The 15,330-nt window shown below is 59.9% G+C and carries 13 protein-coding genes and 1 pseudogene; 9 read left to right on the top strand and 5 right to left on the bottom strand.

Going from position 1 to position 15,330, the window contains the following annotated elements; genetic code table 11:
• The first annotated feature begins 207 nt into the window (after nt 1-207).
• Nucleotides 208-1,404, top strand: a complete 1,197-nt coding sequence (locus AB4Z43_RS29050; protein ID WP_441940102.1) for a DUF932 domain-containing protein — start codon at nt 208-210, stop codon at nt 1,402-1,404.
• A 235-nt stretch (nt 1,405-1,639) separates the two neighbouring features.
• On the opposite strand, the gene AB4Z43_RS29045 is transcribed toward AB4Z43_RS29050, so the two are convergent.
• Nucleotides 1,640-2,935 carry a DUF2130 domain-containing protein gene (locus AB4Z43_RS29045; RefSeq protein WP_441940101.1) on the bottom strand — a complete coding sequence of 432 codons (1,296 nt, stop codon included), beginning with the start codon at nt 2,933-2,935 and terminating at the stop codon, nt 1,640-1,642.
• Nucleotides 2,936-3,419: 484 nt separating this feature from the next.
• Here AB4Z43_RS29045 and AB4Z43_RS29040 point away from each other — a divergent pair, with 484 nt between their 5' ends.
• The 5 genes from AB4Z43_RS29040 (at nt 3,420) to AB4Z43_RS29020 (ending at nt 7,147) form a co-directional block, all read left to right on the top strand.
• A complete protein-coding gene (locus AB4Z43_RS29040; RefSeq protein ID WP_441940099.1) occupies nt 3,420-5,564 on the top strand; it encodes a ParB/RepB/Spo0J family partition protein in 2,145 nt (714 codons plus the stop codon).
• Nucleotides 5,565-5,626: 62 nt separating this feature from the next.
• Complete coding sequence (locus AB4Z43_RS29035; RefSeq protein WP_441940097.1) at nt 5,627-6,103, top strand: hypothetical protein; 477 nt, start codon at nt 5,627-5,629, stop codon at nt 6,101-6,103.
• A gap of 155 nt (nt 6,104-6,258) precedes the next feature.
• A complete protein-coding gene (locus tag AB4Z43_RS29030) occupies nt 6,259-6,576 on the top strand; it encodes a hypothetical protein (protein WP_441940095.1) in 318 nt (105 codons plus the stop codon).
• An 86-nt stretch (nt 6,577-6,662) separates the two neighbouring features.
• Nucleotides 6,663-6,803, top strand: a complete 141-nt coding sequence (locus tag AB4Z43_RS29025) for a DUF1419 domain-containing protein (RefSeq protein WP_441940093.1) — start codon at nt 6,663-6,665, stop codon at nt 6,801-6,803.
• 77 nt (nt 6,804-6,880) lie between these two features.
• Nucleotides 6,881-7,147 carry a hypothetical protein gene (locus tag AB4Z43_RS29020; protein ID WP_441940091.1) on the top strand — a complete coding sequence of 89 codons (267 nt, stop codon included), beginning with the start codon at nt 6,881-6,883 and terminating at the stop codon, nt 7,145-7,147.
• 535 nt (nt 7,148-7,682) lie between these two features.
• Here AB4Z43_RS29020 and AB4Z43_RS29015 read toward each other — a convergent pair.
• Nucleotides 7,683-7,967: a hypothetical protein gene (locus AB4Z43_RS29015; RefSeq protein WP_441940089.1), complete on the bottom strand. Its 285-nt coding sequence runs from the start codon at nt 7,965-7,967 to the stop codon at nt 7,683-7,685.
• A 1,109-nt stretch (nt 7,968-9,076) separates the two neighbouring features.
• On the opposite strand from AB4Z43_RS29015, the gene AB4Z43_RS29010 reads away from it, so the two are divergent.
• The 3 genes from AB4Z43_RS29010 to AB4Z43_RS29000 are packed head-to-tail and all read left to right on the top strand — an operon-like array spanning nt 9,077 to nt 12,031.
• On the top strand, nt 9,077-9,352 hold the full coding sequence (locus AB4Z43_RS29010) for a DUF4258 domain-containing protein (protein WP_441940088.1): 276 nt from the start codon (nt 9,077-9,079) through the stop codon (nt 9,350-9,352).
• A 10-nt stretch (nt 9,353-9,362) separates the two neighbouring features.
• A complete protein-coding gene (locus AB4Z43_RS29005; protein ID WP_441940086.1) occupies nt 9,363-11,018 on the top strand; it encodes a hypothetical protein in 1,656 nt (551 codons plus the stop codon).
• Entirely contained in the window at nt 11,015-12,031 is a 1,017-nt protein-coding gene (locus AB4Z43_RS29000) for a hypothetical protein (protein WP_441940084.1), read from the top strand. The genes AB4Z43_RS29005 and AB4Z43_RS29000 overlap by 4 nt, the downstream gene beginning before the upstream one ends.
• Nucleotides 12,032-12,122: 91 nt before the next feature.
• Here AB4Z43_RS29000 and AB4Z43_RS28995 read toward each other — a convergent pair.
• The 3 genes and pseudogenes from AB4Z43_RS28995 to AB4Z43_RS28985 all read right to left on the bottom strand — a co-directional run bounded on the left by AB4Z43_RS28995 (nt 12,123) and on the right by AB4Z43_RS28985 (nt 15,321).
• Nucleotides 12,123-13,266 (bottom strand): annotated as a pseudogene (locus AB4Z43_RS28995) (IS3 family transposase).
• A 288-nt stretch (nt 13,267-13,554) separates the two neighbouring features.
• A complete protein-coding gene (locus tag AB4Z43_RS28990; RefSeq protein WP_441940083.1) occupies nt 13,555-14,424 on the bottom strand; it encodes a DUF4365 domain-containing protein in 870 nt (289 codons plus the stop codon).
• Between the two features lie 27 nt (nt 14,425-14,451).
• Complete coding sequence (locus AB4Z43_RS28985) at nt 14,452-15,321, bottom strand: DUF2971 domain-containing protein (RefSeq protein ID WP_441940081.1); 870 nt, start codon at nt 15,319-15,321, stop codon at nt 14,452-14,454.
• Nucleotides 15,322-15,330 lie beyond the last annotated feature (9 nt).

Raw genomic sequence — 15,330 nt, 5'->3', positions numbered from 1 at the left:
GATCTCTCTCCGAGAGGGGCTGCGCTTGGCTGAACATCCGGCGTGCGGCTGGTCTTCACCTTGGGCGTGCGTTTTGGCGCTGCCACGCCGGCGGGCACTTCGATAGGCGACGGTGCGGCCAGCAGAGGAAGAGGGCAGGCGGGGCTTTTGGGTGGGCGGACGAAGGTCCGGGAGAGAGACTCCTGGCGTCCGCCGCGGAGCAAACCCATGACACAGATGGAAATTCAGGCACCGACGCGCAACGCGCGTGCAGGCTACAAGGTGGACGTGAGCCGAGGCCAGCGCGTCGGCCGCGTTTCGTCGGAGTGGTTCAACCGACCGGCCGACGAGCGCTACCTGTCGCTCACCGACCTGCGGAACTCGGTGAGGGCACGGTCGCAGCGCAGCCGTATGCGCGTTGTCGAAAGCGAACGCATCCGCGTCGAAGCCAGCCGCGACGACGCCGAACGTCTCATGCTCATGCTGCCAGATGCCGAGGCACCGGTTGTGCCCACCCATTGGAGCTTTGGCCAGCTTGCCAGCCTTGTCGGGGCACCAGCTGCTTATCTGCGCCAACTCCCGGCCCCGCTTGCCGCCATCAATCTCCAGTACGGGCTGACCTCGCGGCGGACAGAGCAGGTAAAAACGCTTGAAATCCAGAACGGCCGCGTCGAGTTGCGGGCGGTGACCGGTCCCGACTATGGCCGGATTTTCGACCACGAGCTGGTCGAGGCCGTGCAGAAGATTGCCGGCAATGGTACTGGCGACACGCGCTGGAAGGTGCCGGGCGTACTCGATTGGTCGACCAGCATCTACAACCCCCATGTCGACATCTCGAAGAACACGACCACGCTTTATGCATCCGACCGCGACGTCTTTGTCTTTCTGGTTGACGACCTCAACCCGATCGAGGCCGGAAAGCTGCCAAACGGCGATCCAGATCTCTTCTTTCGCGGCTTCTACTGCTGGAATTCGGAAGTGGGCGCCAGGACACTGGGAATCGCAAGCTTCTATCTTCGTGCGGTTTGCCAGAATCGGAATCTTTGGGGCGTGGAAAATTTTGAGGAGATTACCATCCGGCATTCCAAATATGCGGCTTCCCGCTTCGCCGCCGAGGCGGAACCGGCGCTGATCCAGTTCGCCGACTCCTCGCCAATGCCGTTCGTCAACGGCATTAAGGCCGCGCGGGAGCGGATCGTCGCCCGCGATGACGAAGACCGCGAGAGCTTTCTGCGCAAGCGCGCCTTCTCGAAGGTTGAAACCACGAAGATCATCGATGCTGTGTTGGCCGAAGAAGGCAGGCCGCCGGAGTCGATCTTCGATTTTGTGCAGGGCATCACGCGGGTCGCGCGTGACAAATCGCACCAGGATGTCCGCCTGGAGATGGAAGGCAAGGCCAAGAAGCTCTTCGATTTGGCTGCCTGACGCATCCCGATGCCAGCCTCGCTGCGGCGATCTCCGGTTATTTCCCCGGCGTCGTCCGAGAGCACAAGGGCGGCGTCTTCGCACGTGGTGGTCAGAAAAAGGGAAGGCAGGCCGTCGGCCTGTCCCCGCTCTCAACTGTTACACCAGAGAGACGACGGATGTGCTCTCCTTCGCCAGTCCTTATTCGGCATTCCGGTCCGAAAACTCTCCCAGGGGACCCTGCCGATCGGTTCACTTATTCGGTAGCGGGTTGAGACACTCCGATTGCTGGCACATCCAGCCCCTCAATTTCCTGCATCACTTTTCCAGCGATGCCCTGCAGGTCACCGTACATGCCGACGGTCGACTCGATGACCCCTTGGATCTGCGCCTCGCGCTTGGCCCACAGACGTGTTGTGGCCTTGCGTTCCTTGGCGAGGTCCTCCTGCATATCCGAGAATTTTTCCACGATCGCCTCGACGCGATGTCGGAACCGCGGACCGGTCAGATAGCCATAGACCTGCTCCATTTTGGTGGCTTGGCCGTCCTGGGCGAGGCGCGAGTTGGCCAGCTCGATCAGGGATTGCCGGAGCAAAATGGCGATCGGGATCGCACATTTTGGGTGGGCGACATAGACTCCGTCCAAAAGATCGAAAGTTTCCACTCCGGGAGGCAACGCTTCCGAGACCATCAACGCAATATCCGCTCTCGCAGCTCGTTGATCGCCTCTGAGCTTACCCAGCCAGCCCTGGCTCCAGTTCTTCGTGCGTTTCGATTCCCACAAAATGGCGCCGCACGGCTGGCCGGCCGGTCCGACCACGCGGTGCAAGACGTCTCCACCGAACTCGCCCTTGGCGACCGGTTCGATGACGTCCATCGGGAAACGGCTGGCAATGAGGGATTCCAGCTCGAGCTCGAGGACCTCGCCTTGCAACTGCTGGGAGCCCTGTTCGGCACGACGCTTCAGCTCCTCGATCTGACGCTGCATGCCGGCAATTTGTTCCTCTTTCTCCGCAACCTTCATTTTGAGGCCATCTTCGGCTTCGGACCTCGCCTTGATGCGAACGGCCTCCAGCCCTTCCTGGATCTTTCTTTCGATGGTGAGCGCCATCTCGCGCTTCTCATCATCGAGCGCACGTTGCTGTTTCAGGAATTCCGCCTGCTGCTGTTGAGCCTCGGCGAGTTTCTCGTCTCGCGCCTTGAGCGTCGCCTCTACCTCGGCAAGCTTCTTGTCCCGGTCTTCGAGATCGACCAAGAGCAGCAGCCTGGCCTTGCGAGCCTCCTCGGCCGCGATAGCCACACGCTCGAGCTTGATTTTTGCGGCCACCTGGTTGTCGATGTCCGCCTGGGCGGCATCAATCGCGGCTTGATTGCGTTGAAGCTCTTCCTCTCGGGCTGCGATGGAGGCGTTGCTCTGCGCCAGACGCCGCTCATAGTCCTCGCGGGTGGCGGCAATCAGGGGAGCCGCAAGCGACTCGTTCAGCTTGATGTCGGCCTTGCAGCTTGGACAGCTGATTGTCGGTTCGTTGAGAATCCTGGGCTGAACTGTCATTCGCAGTGACTCGCTTACGAATCTGGATGAAGGAGGCGCCAGACTATATCTTAGGATCCGCTTTTGGAAAAGAACAAAGAGCGAACAAGGGTAGTTATCCCCCGCGCAAGGGCCGGCGAAACTTCGCTGCATAATTGCAGATTGTTGGAAGCAAAGCGCGCATCCGCCGAGGCGGGGAACTCAGGTGTATTCGGAGCCAGCCGCCACATCTGCTGGCCACCCCGTCAGCCTCGGTCGGCAAACGCTGATCCACCAGCTCATGGATTAATCCGATAGGCTGAAGGCACTCGGGCAGGCTCGAAAGTACCGAAATCTGCAAGCCGAAATTATGGATCCGCTGCGCTGTCCACAGCGCATGACACGATTGCCGCAGTTGCCGGCGCTGGCGCGCGGCCGTGAGAGGCAGAGGGGGGAGGGGAGGGTTCCTGACGGGCTTGGAGGTTCGGGGAGAGGCCCCGGGCCGCCCGTCATGGAGAACCTGACCATGGCAAAGGCCATTCAGAAGATCGCTATGAACCCATCGGAAAACATTCCTTACGACAAGCTCGTGCTGTCGCAGAAGAATGTTCGGAGGGTAAAGGACGGCATTTCCATCGAGCAGCTGGCCGAAGACATCGGACGGCGCATGCTGCTCCAAAGCCTGAACGTCCGTCCCGTCCTCGGCGAAAACGGGGAGGAGACCGGCACGTTCGAAGTGCCCGCCGGCGGCCGCCGCTATGTCGCGCTCGGCATGCTCATCAAGCAGAAGCGGCTGGCAAAGAACGAGCCGATCCCCTGCATCGTCAATCGCAGTACGGCGACATCGGCGGAAGAGGACTCTCTGGCCGAGAACTTCCACCGCGAGGATCTTCATCCTCTCGACCAGTTCCGGGCGTTCAAGACACTGAGCGACCAGGGACTCGATCACGAAGAAATCGCCGCGCGCTTCTTCGTCTCGGCGGCGACCGTCAAGCAGCGCCTGAGGCTCGCAACGGTCTCGCCAAAACTGCTCGATCTCTATGAGAAGGATAAAGTCCGCCTCGAGCAGATCATGGCGTTCTCGATTTCGGACGACCATGCCCGCCAGGAGCAGGTCTGGGAGCGCATCAATAACAACCAGCATATGCAGGAGCCCTACTACATCAGGCGCCTCCTGACGGAGACGACGGTGCGTGCCGACGATCGCCGGGCGGTCTATGTCGGCGCCGAGGCCTATGAGGCCGCCGGCGGCGTCATACTGCGCGACCTGTTTGAGCAGGATTCTGGTGGCTGGTTCCAGGATGCAGCTCTCCTCGAGCAGCTGGTCTTCGACAAACTGAAGGTAGATGCCGAGACCGTTCGCGCCGACGGCTGGAAGTGGGTCGAGGCGGCGATCAGCTTCCCGTACGGCCACACCTCCGGCATGCGGCGGGTTTATGCCGAGCCGGCGGAGTTGAGCACCGAAGAGATCGCCCGGTACGACGCGGTGAAGGCCGAGTATGATGCGCTCGATGCCAAATATGCCGAGATGGAGGACGCCGACCAGGAGATCGAGGACAAGCTCGATCAGCTCGGCGCCGAACTCGACGCGTTCAGCGATCGCCCCCACGTCTATGACCCGGCGCAAAAAGCTATCGCCGGAGCGTTTGTGGCGCTCGGCGCCAACGGCCAACTGCAGATCGAAGCCGGCTTTGTCCGCCCGGAGGACGAACCACGGGTCGAGATGGGCGATGACGATGAAGAAGCCGAGGGCGGGGATCGCGACCCGTCGCAGTCCGACGATGACGGCGCCAATCACGTCGTCGTCAACGGCCGGTCGGTGAACGGCGCATCCGACTCGGCCGAAGAGCCCGAGGATGAAGGAATCAAGCCGCTGCCCGATCGCCTCGTCTTTGATCTCACCGCACAGAAGACGCTTGCGCTGCGCAACGCGTTGGCAAGCAACCTCGACATCGCCTTCGTCACGGTTCTCCATGCACTCGTGCTGCAGGTGTTCTATCGGTTCGCCAAGGACAGCTGCCTCGAAATCAACATGGTGAGCAACAGTTTTGGCCAGGTCCAGGGTCTGGCCGAGACGACTTGGGCGAAGGAGATCGCCGATCGCCACGAGGCCTGGGACAGGGATATGCCCGACAGCAACAATCTCTGGGAGTTCCTGCTTGGTCTCGACGAAGCGAGCCGCAAGGCGCTGTTCGCGCACTGCGCGTCACTCTCGCTCAACGCCGTCGTCGAGCCCTGGAACAGGCGGTCAGGCGCCCTTGCCCATGCCGATGCACTCGCCGCCACGCTTCAGTTCGACATGGTGGAGGCTGGCTGGTCGCCCACGGTGGACAACTATCTCGGCCGCGTCACCAAGGCCCGGATCGTTCAAGCCGTGCGGGAGGGACGCGGCGAGGATTCCGCACAGCTGATCGACCACATGAAGAAGGATTTGATGGCACGCGAGGCTGCTCGCCTTCTCGAAGGGTCGAACTGGCTGCCTGAGCCGCTGCGCCTTGATGGCAACGACGCGGTTGGTGAAGCCGTCACCGACGACGTGACGGACGAGACGGCTCTCGACAGCGATGCCGCCGAGCTTCCGGCCTTCCTCGCCGACGATACCGGCACGTCCTCCGATGAACCGCTGACCGACGCCGGCGAGGAACCCGACCACCTCCAGGCCGCCGAGTAATCGGCCTCCCACCGGGCCCGGCATCTCCGCCGGGCCCTATTTCCGACATGGAGAAAAAACGCATGTCCGCACATACAATTTACGATTGCGCCTCTCTGGGAAGCGTTCTCCGTTATTCCGACGGCACAGCCAGGCCGCCGGCCCGCTTCAGAAAGAAGCTGTCCGCCTGGGAAAGACGGAACGGCACCGGCAGACTTGTCAAGAAGGAGCCGCCGCGAACGCGCGCGACCTATAGCTCGCCAGCCTGTTTCACGTTGCATGAAGGCGATTTCGGCCAAGGGGGCACCGTCGTTACCTCTGTCCGACGCACCTGGTCCGTCGAGAGCGATCTGCGTTTCGAGATCGTCGAGCGCCCGTCGATCGGCATGGTCCGCGTCCTGCAGGACATCGGTGAAAGCCCGGAACTCCTGCATCTTGCCAGGGATCGCGAGGCCGCCGAACGCTGGCTCACCAACAATCCGTACAGCCGGGCCTATCTCGAGGAGGTCTCCGCCGATGAGGTCGGCGCCGACGTCATCGAGGGCGGCACGGCTGCCTGACTTCCTCAACGTATAAACCATTCCACGACCTGCCCGGCGGTCGCGCAATCGATCGCCGGGCATGTTCCGTTTCATGGAGATCGACATGTTCGACTGCAAGCTGCTCCTACAACGAGCAGCAGAAAAGGCGTTTTCACACGACCGCCCGTTCGCGGTTGAAGAAACTTGCCGCCGAGTTGGCGCTGACGCCGGGCAGCTTCGAAATCCGCTCGAACAGGGCGGGCATCGCCGTATCCGGTGAAATCATCCTGCATCATGACCGCGCCTATATCCAGGTCGGCCAGTTTGGGCTGTCGTCGGGCCACGGCATCCTGATCCGCACCTGCAAGAGCCGCAAGGACTATACCGGCGGGGCAAACCACTTCGTCGCACTCGGCATGCTCGACGACATTCCGGCACTCGCCGATGCGGTCCGCGCCATTACGGGCGTCGGACGCGATGCCGCACCCTCCGCGGGTCGCCGCGCGGCCTGAACCAGCCCACCGATCCCGACACCGGCCGACAATCACCCGCCGCGGCGCTGCTGTGGCGGGTGACCGGCTATTTCCGGAGAGCAGCCATGTCCACCCATCCCCCGTTCCGAAAGGTGTTCGACGGCGTCGCCACGCGCGAGGAGATGTTCCGGCTCTTCAACCGGCACAAAGACACTCCGGGTAAGCATCGTCCGTCCCTCCCAAGCAGGGCCACAATCGCGCTGTGACGTGCTTATGGCAAGGACGCCGCTGGCGGGCTTTCCTGCGGCAGGCTAAGTTGGGTGCCTCAACCGGAGGATTTCAGATGACGCGCGCACTGTCGGACATGCTCGCCACGCTCAACGCGGCTTTCGCGGTCCTCGTCACGCTCGGCGGTGGTGTTGCGGGCTGGCGGCATATGCATGAGCAAGGCACTTGGCATGGCATTGTGGGAATCATTCTGGGCCTTCTGCTCGGCTTCGTCATTGCCGCTGCTGTCTGCGGCACGCTGGCGACGCTCATCCTGATCGAGAACCATCTGCGCCATATGGCGGCCGAGGCGGCCGAGACGAGGCGCATCCGAAAGGCATGATCGGCAGATAGGTCGCAACACTTGCGTTAACCAGGCCCGCGCAAGCCTCACCTTCCGATAAAGGAAGGCTTCACTGAAATTAGATGTGGGCTTAGCAGCCCGGTTGATAAGGATGGGGAACGATGGCCAAGGATAAGTTCACCGTCGACGATCTCGAATAGGAGCTGCGGCGCCGTAGCAGAGCGGCGAAAGCCTCACTTCCAAAGAGCGGGCCGACCAAGCGAGATTATCCCAACGCCGATCGCTACGGAGAGAACGGCCGTCACCTTTACAGTGCCTACGACGCCGCCGGATTGACCCGACGACCTGGGCGCCAAGTGTGGGCGAAGCGTATACGGCTCGCCGCGATCGTCGTCGCTATGATCGCGGCCCTGCTAGTTCTCATCGTCATGAGCGTATTACCGAATTAGCCAGCGAAGGGGTGGACGATGGCCAATCCTACGCCGACCCCAAGGCCGGTGGCGAGGCTTTCAGCCAGGCGCAACGCAATCGCGCCGTAGCGGTCCCGCAAACGCGCTGGCGGGGCTCTCAGAGCTTATCTTTCGCCGAGCCTTGTTTTTTGAGACTCGCCACTTTGGACGGTTACGTCGTGTTGATATGTCCGACCAACCAACATCATGACGCAGCCCAATAAGAACGCGAGCGCGCCGGCCGCTTGGACGAGTAACGGGCCGCTGATCTGAGGATATCCGTTCGAAAGTTCATTCATCAGCCAAGCATAACCAAGGCCGCTGGCAATCGGTCCGCATATGAAAAGGAAAGCGCCTACGCGCCCTTCGTATGTGAATTCCTGCTGGCTCTGAATTTGCACATTGGTCATGGCCGTCCCCTCGTTTGCGGGCAAACCATCGCGCAACAGTTGAAGGCACGCAAGCGGGCCCCCGAACTGAGCGGCTTGACGAAGCCGGGCGAGTAAAGCTGCCACGGCGGCGTAGGACAGGGCGAAGAGCGTGCGCTGGCGGGGCTCGCAGGGCGGCAGCGATGTCGTCGAAGCCCCGTTCCATAGATCGGAACGGCGAATCTTCCCCTACGATTTGATGCTGCTTGTAGGCGGCATCTCGCGTGCCAGTAAGGTCAGTTTGTCGACCGTCGCGACGATAGCGCCAAGGTGATCGCTCCGGCGAATTTCTCCCTGGTGGAAAAGCCTGATTGCAAGATTGATTTGATTTGAAGCCGCCTCTTTGCGTGTCATTCGCAAAAGTCTGCCCAAGGATGGGGCGCGATTCTGTGTTTTTTTGGCAGACGACATCTGCTTGTTGCCCCCAACGTTGCCCGAAACGAACCCTCCTCGCAAATGAGGGAAGTGAATATTCAGCCAAGTGCTTGGAAATGCTCCCCGGGCTGAACGAAACTGCGAACTATGTGCTGCCGATCCCCCTCAAAACTGCGCCAGAGCCCTCCGTCAGGATGCGGAAGCGTGATCGCGACCGCGCCGAGCGGATCCGGCTTGCTGGTGGTCCGAAGCTGACATTGAGGGAACGCGCCGTTTCGCTCGCCATCGAGAAGGGCGAAGTCCGGACAAAAGACCTGACCGACATCGGCGTTCCTCGCTGCGGGCTATGGGCGCTACCGTGCGGCAGTTCCCAAAGCGGCTTGATGGCACGATACGAACGGTTCTTGAGGAAGCAAGACGCCGACGAGATTAGGTAGGCTGGCATAGAAGAAGGCGCGGCTTGTGCTCACCAGCTAGGATGGACGCAACGGTGTCGAATGATCGTATCTAACCCAATTGGTGCCGACCACATGGCCTGTCGACTGTTTCCCCAAACTTGATAAATTTCTTCCCAACAATTGGGCAATATTTTCCCAGAAATGACAGCCGTTTTCCCATAAGGGTTGATTGCATTCCTTCCCATAATTGTCAGTTTGTCAGCATTCAACTTGTGGCACTGGCATATCGGCCGCTGCCGCTTTCAAAGGGGAAAGCCAATGACCAAGCTTTCAGCTCATGCGCAGCGGCGAAGCCGGCAGCGCGGCATAAGGACCGATAGACTTTATGCCGTCCTGGAAAATGCCGATGTGGAACGGCCGCTCGGCGGCAACTGCTGGCTGCTGAAGGTCAGCAGCCGCACCGCAAGAACGATCCGCGGGTACGACGGCCTCGCCAAACACGCCGTGATTTACAGTGACAGCACGGGCGAGGTCGTGTCGATATTGCATGCCGCCTCTTCCCGTCGCGGACGTCGCTACCGCAGGGGTAGATGAGGGGAATCCAATGACTGACGTCGACAACGTAGTGCCGTTTCGGAAGCTGCTGGCAACGAAGGTGCCAGTAAGCCCTGCCGACAGAATCGAGCAGGAAATCAGTCGGGAGGAGACGCGATCCGAAACCGTCAGAAATATTCGAGGAGCGGCGGAAAACCCCAACGCTCCGTTCAGTGGTCGGGACGATGAGATTTGGCCGGCGCAGGCGGTGGACCGCTTGCTGGCACAAGCAAAATCCCGAGGAATCACTCAACGCCGTATCCAGGAACGCCTGGCGGAGAAAGAGAGGCCGCAGCGTCATCTCGAACGGCTCCGCGCCGACCATACCGTTGCGCCGGCCGAGGCGAAGAAAAAAGCAGGTGCCCAGAACCTGATACGGAAGATAGAGCCCTACGTGGCCGTCCTCGACGTGCTCGCGGAGGCGCTCAATCTGACGCCGGACGAGGTCGTCCTCGATGCCTTCCGGGGGACAGCTTTCTGGCAGTCCGTCACGTTCGCAATCGACGACCCGGCGGTGCGCCTGAACTGGCGGCTCCATCAGATGGTCGACTGGATCATCCGGTCCACGCGCCTGCATTCTTATTTCGAGGAAGTCCGGCGCCTCCGTGCGGGCTATGACCCAATTACTGACGAAATCGTGTTCCGAGGGGCTGGCCCTGATCCGCGTCCAACTCGTGAAGGGCTTGGGAGCGCCGATTTTCGGCCGGGCGACCTGGGGTACGAAGATTACCTAGATGTCTCCGTGCCCCCTTATCCCGCTATCCCGGTAATCCCGCTGCTGCGTGTTTGGCGCGTTACGCTCCGCGGGCCGATTGAGGTCGAAAAGGCGGCCCTCGCACCGAACGAATGTCCGCGCTCCGAGGTCGCCGCCCTATGCGCATTAAGGGATCGAAGAGGGGCCGACCGGATGGGGTCGACCGAAACGCTTCCTGCGCGACTGGATGTCTTCACCGACATTTGCCTGGGGATCGGACCGAGGACCCGCAGGGACGACCTTGGGCCGATGTTCGAAATCCGCTCCCATGTCGAACTTTCGGTCCAGGAACAGGCCTGCCAAACCACCACGTTTGATTGGTCTTCCATGCCGTTCTGCGCGCGGGACGACGTTCCGAGCGGTGACGACGGGCCGTATGCAGAAATCGCAGAGTTCGCGGGTACAGTTGCCGCTCAGATGCCTGACGGGTGGCGGCGCGTCGGCCGCTTCGGAAAATATGGCTTGAAGACCTCAGGCAACCATTACGGCATTGATTCCCTATTCGGTTTCTCGTTCGACGGTGGGATCCAGTTCGAGCCGCTGATGGGTGAATGTTCTATCGAAGCCGCCTTCTGGTTGCTCCCGGTGAATTCAGGGACAGTAGAGCGGTTCGCGAGCGTGCTTTCAGGGCTTCGTGCGAAATCGCCGTGGGCGAGCCTGCCCGGCAGCCCTGAAAAATCGCGGTGGCTATGCCGCCTGGAGGGGCCGCACGGAAAACCTGCGGAGTTCCACTTCGCCAGTCCGGCCTGCCAGGAGTTCGAAACGGCGCTCTATTCCGGCGCTATCGAAGAGGCGCTCGCAGCGGAATGCCATCGACTCCAAAGGAAATTAGACGAATGCAAAGACAGAACGGAAGCGGCACTCAGACGCCAAGATGATGTCCTGATGGCCCGCTGGCGGGAAACGCAATGAACCAATCCGGCCGGAAATCTGGGAAGGAGACGACCAAAATGAAGAACTCGTGCGACATTTCGTGGTTTATCGAGCGGGACATCGACATCTGGCTTAGTGAGGAACTGCGCGTAAATCCAGCCTTTGCCCGCTGGTTTGCCGCACGCGCGGGGCTTCCGGAGCAGGCGCTTTTTCCGGCGACCCGAACCCAGCCGTCTGTTGTGGACGAAACTGGCGAAACCGATGTCGAGGCGATTTTCGGTTCGCAGGGCAACGCGACCTTCGCGCTCCTGGTCGAGAACAAGATCACTGCGGGCTTTCAGCGGGACCAAATCGCGCGATACATCCGCCGTGGCGAGATTGGCGTTGAACGCGGGAAATGGACCGAATTCGCCGTCACCGTATTCGCTCCAAGACAATACGCAACGACGGGTCTGCCAGAGAACGTGCGGGCTATCTCATTCGAGGATGCCGCGGAATTCCTCAGGACAAAGGGCGGCGATCTCCGGACCGTGTACAGAGCAGATTTCCTCGAGCGCGCGGCCCGCGGCAAGATATTTGCCGTGGAGGACTACGATCCATTTCGCATTGAGTGGTGGAATGCGGTCGATGACATGGTGAGGCGCGAGTTCGGCGACTTCTTCCTGATCGCTCGCCGCGACTTTCCCAAATCGACGTACATCAATCCCAAATGCCCCGGCATGCCGTCCTATTTGCGGGTGGACCTGAAGGGACACCTTGGTCATGTGGATCTGTCCTTCAGGAACGTGCCACTCGATGCGCTGGCTTCCGCGGTCGCTGATACAGAGGGGCCGGAATTCAAGCTGATTGAAAACAGCAAATCGTCCGCAGTCCGCATCGCTGGTCTTCAGCCGTTTCTCGTCGGTGATGGCCTCGGGATCATCGAAAGTCGGGTTCGAAGCGCCTACGAGGCGGCATTCAAGCTACTCGGCTTCTGGAAGGCCAACCGGGACATCTTTGATCGGCTGGCCTCGGAGGCAAATCGCGTACTCGCCCCAGGTGCCTCGCAGTAGGCCGATACAACCTTCGAGACCTACAACTCCCGAGCGTCTGCCAAAGTATCGATAAGCGGCTTGGCCTGCTGCCGGTTTTTCGGACACGAGGTTAAGCTAACATAGCTTGTTCCTCGAACTCCACGGGGCTCAGATGGCCAAGCGTCGAGTGCCTCCGCCGAGGGTTGTAGAAGCGCTCGATGTACTCGAACACATCCGCCCTGGCGGCATCTCTGGTCCTGTAGACCTTGCGGGCTGTGCGTTCGGTTTTCAACGACGAGAAGAAGCTCTCCATCGCAGCATTGTCCCAGACGTTGCCCGACCGGCTCATCGAACACGTGATGCCGTGGTCGGTCATCAGGCGCTGGAACTGCTCGCTCGTGTATTGCGATCCCCCGTCGGAATGATGCAGCAGGCCGTCGGGCTTGCCTCGGCGCCAGATCGCCATGATCAAGGCGTCGGTGACGAGCTGGGCTGTCATCTCGGCCTTCATCGCTCAGCCGACGACCCGCCGGGAGAACAGGTCGACCACGGCGGCAACGTAGAGCCATCCTTCTGCGGCCCAGATATACGTGAAGTCGGCGATCCATTTCTGGTTCGGGGCCGATGCCTCGAAGGCGCGGTCGAGGGAGGTTGCCCGACACTGCCGCTCGCTCGCCCGTATCCTTCGGCAGTCGGCGGCGCCGAGGCCGGGCCCGCAACCGTTCTCCCGCATCAGACGTTCGATACGATGCAGGCCGCAGGAAAGCCCCCTCGGCCAGCACGTCGTGCCACACGCGACGAGAACCATAGGTGCGGTCGCTGCTCTTGAAGCTGCGGTCGATCCTGGAAACGAGGATCTCGTCATGGCGGGAGCGCTGGGGCTGCGGTTGAGCCAGGCATGGAAGCCTGAGCGGGACACATCCAGCGCACTGCACAGCCATGCCACCGCCCAGATATTCCGGCGCGTCGCGATGAAAGCGAACCTCATGTCACTTCCCTCGCGAAGTAGGCTGCGGCCTTTTTTAGGATGTCGCGCTCCGCCTTCAGCTTCGCCACTTCCTTGCGCAGCCGGTCAATCTCCTGCTGCTCCGGCTTCATCTGCCCATGACCGGGAAACGCATGCTGCGGATCGGTCGACAGCTCGCGCACCCATTTGCGCAGCATATTCTCGTGGAGATCGAGGTCGCGGGCAGCCTGGGCCACCGCAACGCCTCGATCCTTGATCAATCTCACCGCCTCAAGCTTGAACTCGCGCTGAATTTCCTTCTCTGCATTCCCACTCTCCGGTTCCGTTAAACACCTTATCTCGGTGTCCACGAAACCGGCAGCAGGCCAGAGTTCCACAGCGTCTGCTGAGAAAACCAAAGCCTCGGGCTTGATGGCTTGCGCCTCATCAACGGTGTTTGGCAACCTTCTTAGAAAAGCGTCTTCCGGCAACATGGTCGTTGCTCCCATTGCCAACGCGTGGCTATAACGCCGGAGTGGTGCCGGCGGGATACACCGTGCGTGCTAGAGTGCAGTGCCGCGCCGGCACGGAGGTTGAGGCGTCTAGGTTTCTCAATTCAATCGGGATCGTCGGGGAACCATGCTTCACTCTCATCGGGAGGCGGGGTTAGCTCATCTCTAGACTGTGGACCATCTCTGTAAAAATCTTCCAGTAACAAAAACGCCTTTCCGAGTTCATTGACAGTCATCTCAAATTTGTGAAGGTCAATTTCGCCTGCAACGTTTTCGACAGCATCCGAATACGAAACGTCACCCCATGGAAAAATGAAATCCAGAGCATCCTCGATCGATGCTCTCGCCATGTAAAAGGGGATTCGATACTCCGCTTCTGCATATGGATCGTCGAAAGAGATCTCGGCGCCGCGAATGTTCAGGCTTTTGTTTATCCACTCCTCAATGGTGAGAAAGGCAACCTCACCACCACCGGCAACGCGACGAATAAGATCTACGTCGAGGGCCATCCTTTGGCGTCTAGTGTTCTCGGGATCAGACTTAGGCAAATTCTCCAAAATGCTCTGAGCAGAATTCTCCGTTAACCTGGAATAGGAGGAGATTTCAATCGTCCATGATCCGTCGGGTAAGATTGTGGCCTTGTGCCTTTCCACCTTTGTCCAAACGGTTTCATTCGTTTCCGGATTGTGCAGCACCAAGAGCAGCGGGATCGACAGCCGTTCCCAATAGGCGAGGTGGCGCGCAGTCCCACGATAGACGTAGCTGCTACCCCTTTTCCTGGTGAAGTAAGATGGTCCAGATTTGATCTGGATGCCGATGATCTGCCCTGTTGCCTCGCCATCGACTACTGGCTCGGCTTGTGCGTCGACCCCGATGTCACTTTCGAGCTGTCGTCGAAAGTACCAGTTCATAGAGAGAATAATTCTCTCTGTCTCATTTACTCCAATCTGAGCTGTGTTTTCGGTATTCCCCATGGCGCGCTCTCGTCGGGCAGAAAAGGTTCACGGCTTCAGCCGATTTCTTCGAAGTTGCCTCCTCTGCAACGGCGTCTTGATTGAGCGCGCGTGTTTGCTTAGTCGCTTGCGTTTGACGACAGCCTTCGCAACTTCCTTGTCGAGTTCGTCATCGATGGTGCTTTCCATTGGAACGACTGAAAATGTCTTCCATGCCAGCCGAGATCGGAAAACGGCGACCCCAGGACGAAGTGATGAAACCAGCTGCCGGATACCTGCGAGCGGCAACTGGCAAAGCGGTCCTAGGATTACTTCCTTGAGTGTCAGGTCGTCGCCGAATGGTTTGAAATAGAGATTGCCTTCCTTCTGCGATTTTGCCAGAGGAAATATGATTCTGGCCTCGCTTTCATATTCCCAGTGCGTGGATTTCGTGCGGGAGAGCTTTTTCCTCAGAGCAATTGAAACGTCGTCGATCTCAGGGAGATCCTGCAGGCTATCAGGAACTCTATCGTTTTCATAAACGACGTTTAGAACTGTTGAGCGCGACAGGTCGAAACCGAGACAAATGCCTCGGTGCGTCGCCGCGTAGTGACTCCACATTGGCGGCGACATCCAATCCTTGCAAAAGCAAATCAAGCCGCTTTCTTTGTCGTACTTCTCGCGAAGCACTTGGCTGAGATCACGGGCCTTCGATCTGTTCGATTTCAGGGCTAGCAATTCAAATGGGTCATTGAGATCGGAAAATCTGGAAACTTTCAACCGACCAAGAGCGATGTTGCTGATCGCGTATTCGGCCGACGTGAAATAGTATGCTCGAAACTTACCGGCTGGTGGAGGTGTAACGACCGCGGCGCTGCCCGCGGTATCTGTGTAGCCGGCGCCTTTCCAAAGTTGGCGATATTCCTTGTGCAACGGCAATGGATGCCC

Source organism: Mesorhizobium sp. 2RAF45, assembly GCF_052115225.1.
In the GTDB taxonomy this organism is placed as follows: Bacteria; Pseudomonadota; Alphaproteobacteria; order Rhizobiales; family Rhizobiaceae; genus Mesorhizobium; species Mesorhizobium jarvisii.
This window is presented reverse-complemented; position numbering and strand designations above follow the sequence as displayed.

Coding starts and splice junctions, on each gene's coding strand:
- AB4Z43_RS29050 (WP_441940102.1), top strand. CDS start 208: ATGACACAGATGGAAATTCAGGCACCGACGCGCAACGCGCGTGCAGGC.
- AB4Z43_RS29045 (WP_441940101.1), bottom strand. CDS start 2,935: ATGACAGTTCAGCCCAGGATTCTCAACGAACCGACAATCAGCTGTCCA.
- AB4Z43_RS29040 (WP_441940099.1), top strand. CDS start 3,420: ATGGCAAAGGCCATTCAGAAGATCGCTATGAACCCATCGGAAAACATT.
- AB4Z43_RS29035 (WP_441940097.1), top strand. CDS start 5,627: ATGTCCGCACATACAATTTACGATTGCGCCTCTCTGGGAAGCGTTCTC.
- AB4Z43_RS29025 (WP_441940093.1), top strand. CDS start 6,663: ATGTCCACCCATCCCCCGTTCCGAAAGGTGTTCGACGGCGTCGCCACG.
- AB4Z43_RS29020 (WP_441940091.1), top strand. CDS start 6,881: ATGACGCGCGCACTGTCGGACATGCTCGCCACGCTCAACGCGGCTTTC.
- AB4Z43_RS29015 (WP_441940089.1), bottom strand. CDS start 7,967: ATGACCAATGTGCAAATTCAGAGCCAGCAGGAATTCACATACGAAGGG.
- AB4Z43_RS29010 (WP_441940088.1), top strand. CDS start 9,077: ATGACCAAGCTTTCAGCTCATGCGCAGCGGCGAAGCCGGCAGCGCGGC.
- AB4Z43_RS29005 (WP_441940086.1), top strand. CDS start 9,363: ATGACTGACGTCGACAACGTAGTGCCGTTTCGGAAGCTGCTGGCAACG.
- AB4Z43_RS29000 (WP_441940084.1), top strand. CDS start 11,015: ATGAACCAATCCGGCCGGAAATCTGGGAAGGAGACGACCAAAATGAAG.
- AB4Z43_RS28990 (WP_441940083.1), bottom strand. CDS start 14,424: ATGGGGAATACCGAAAACACAGCTCAGATTGGAGTAAATGAGACAGAG.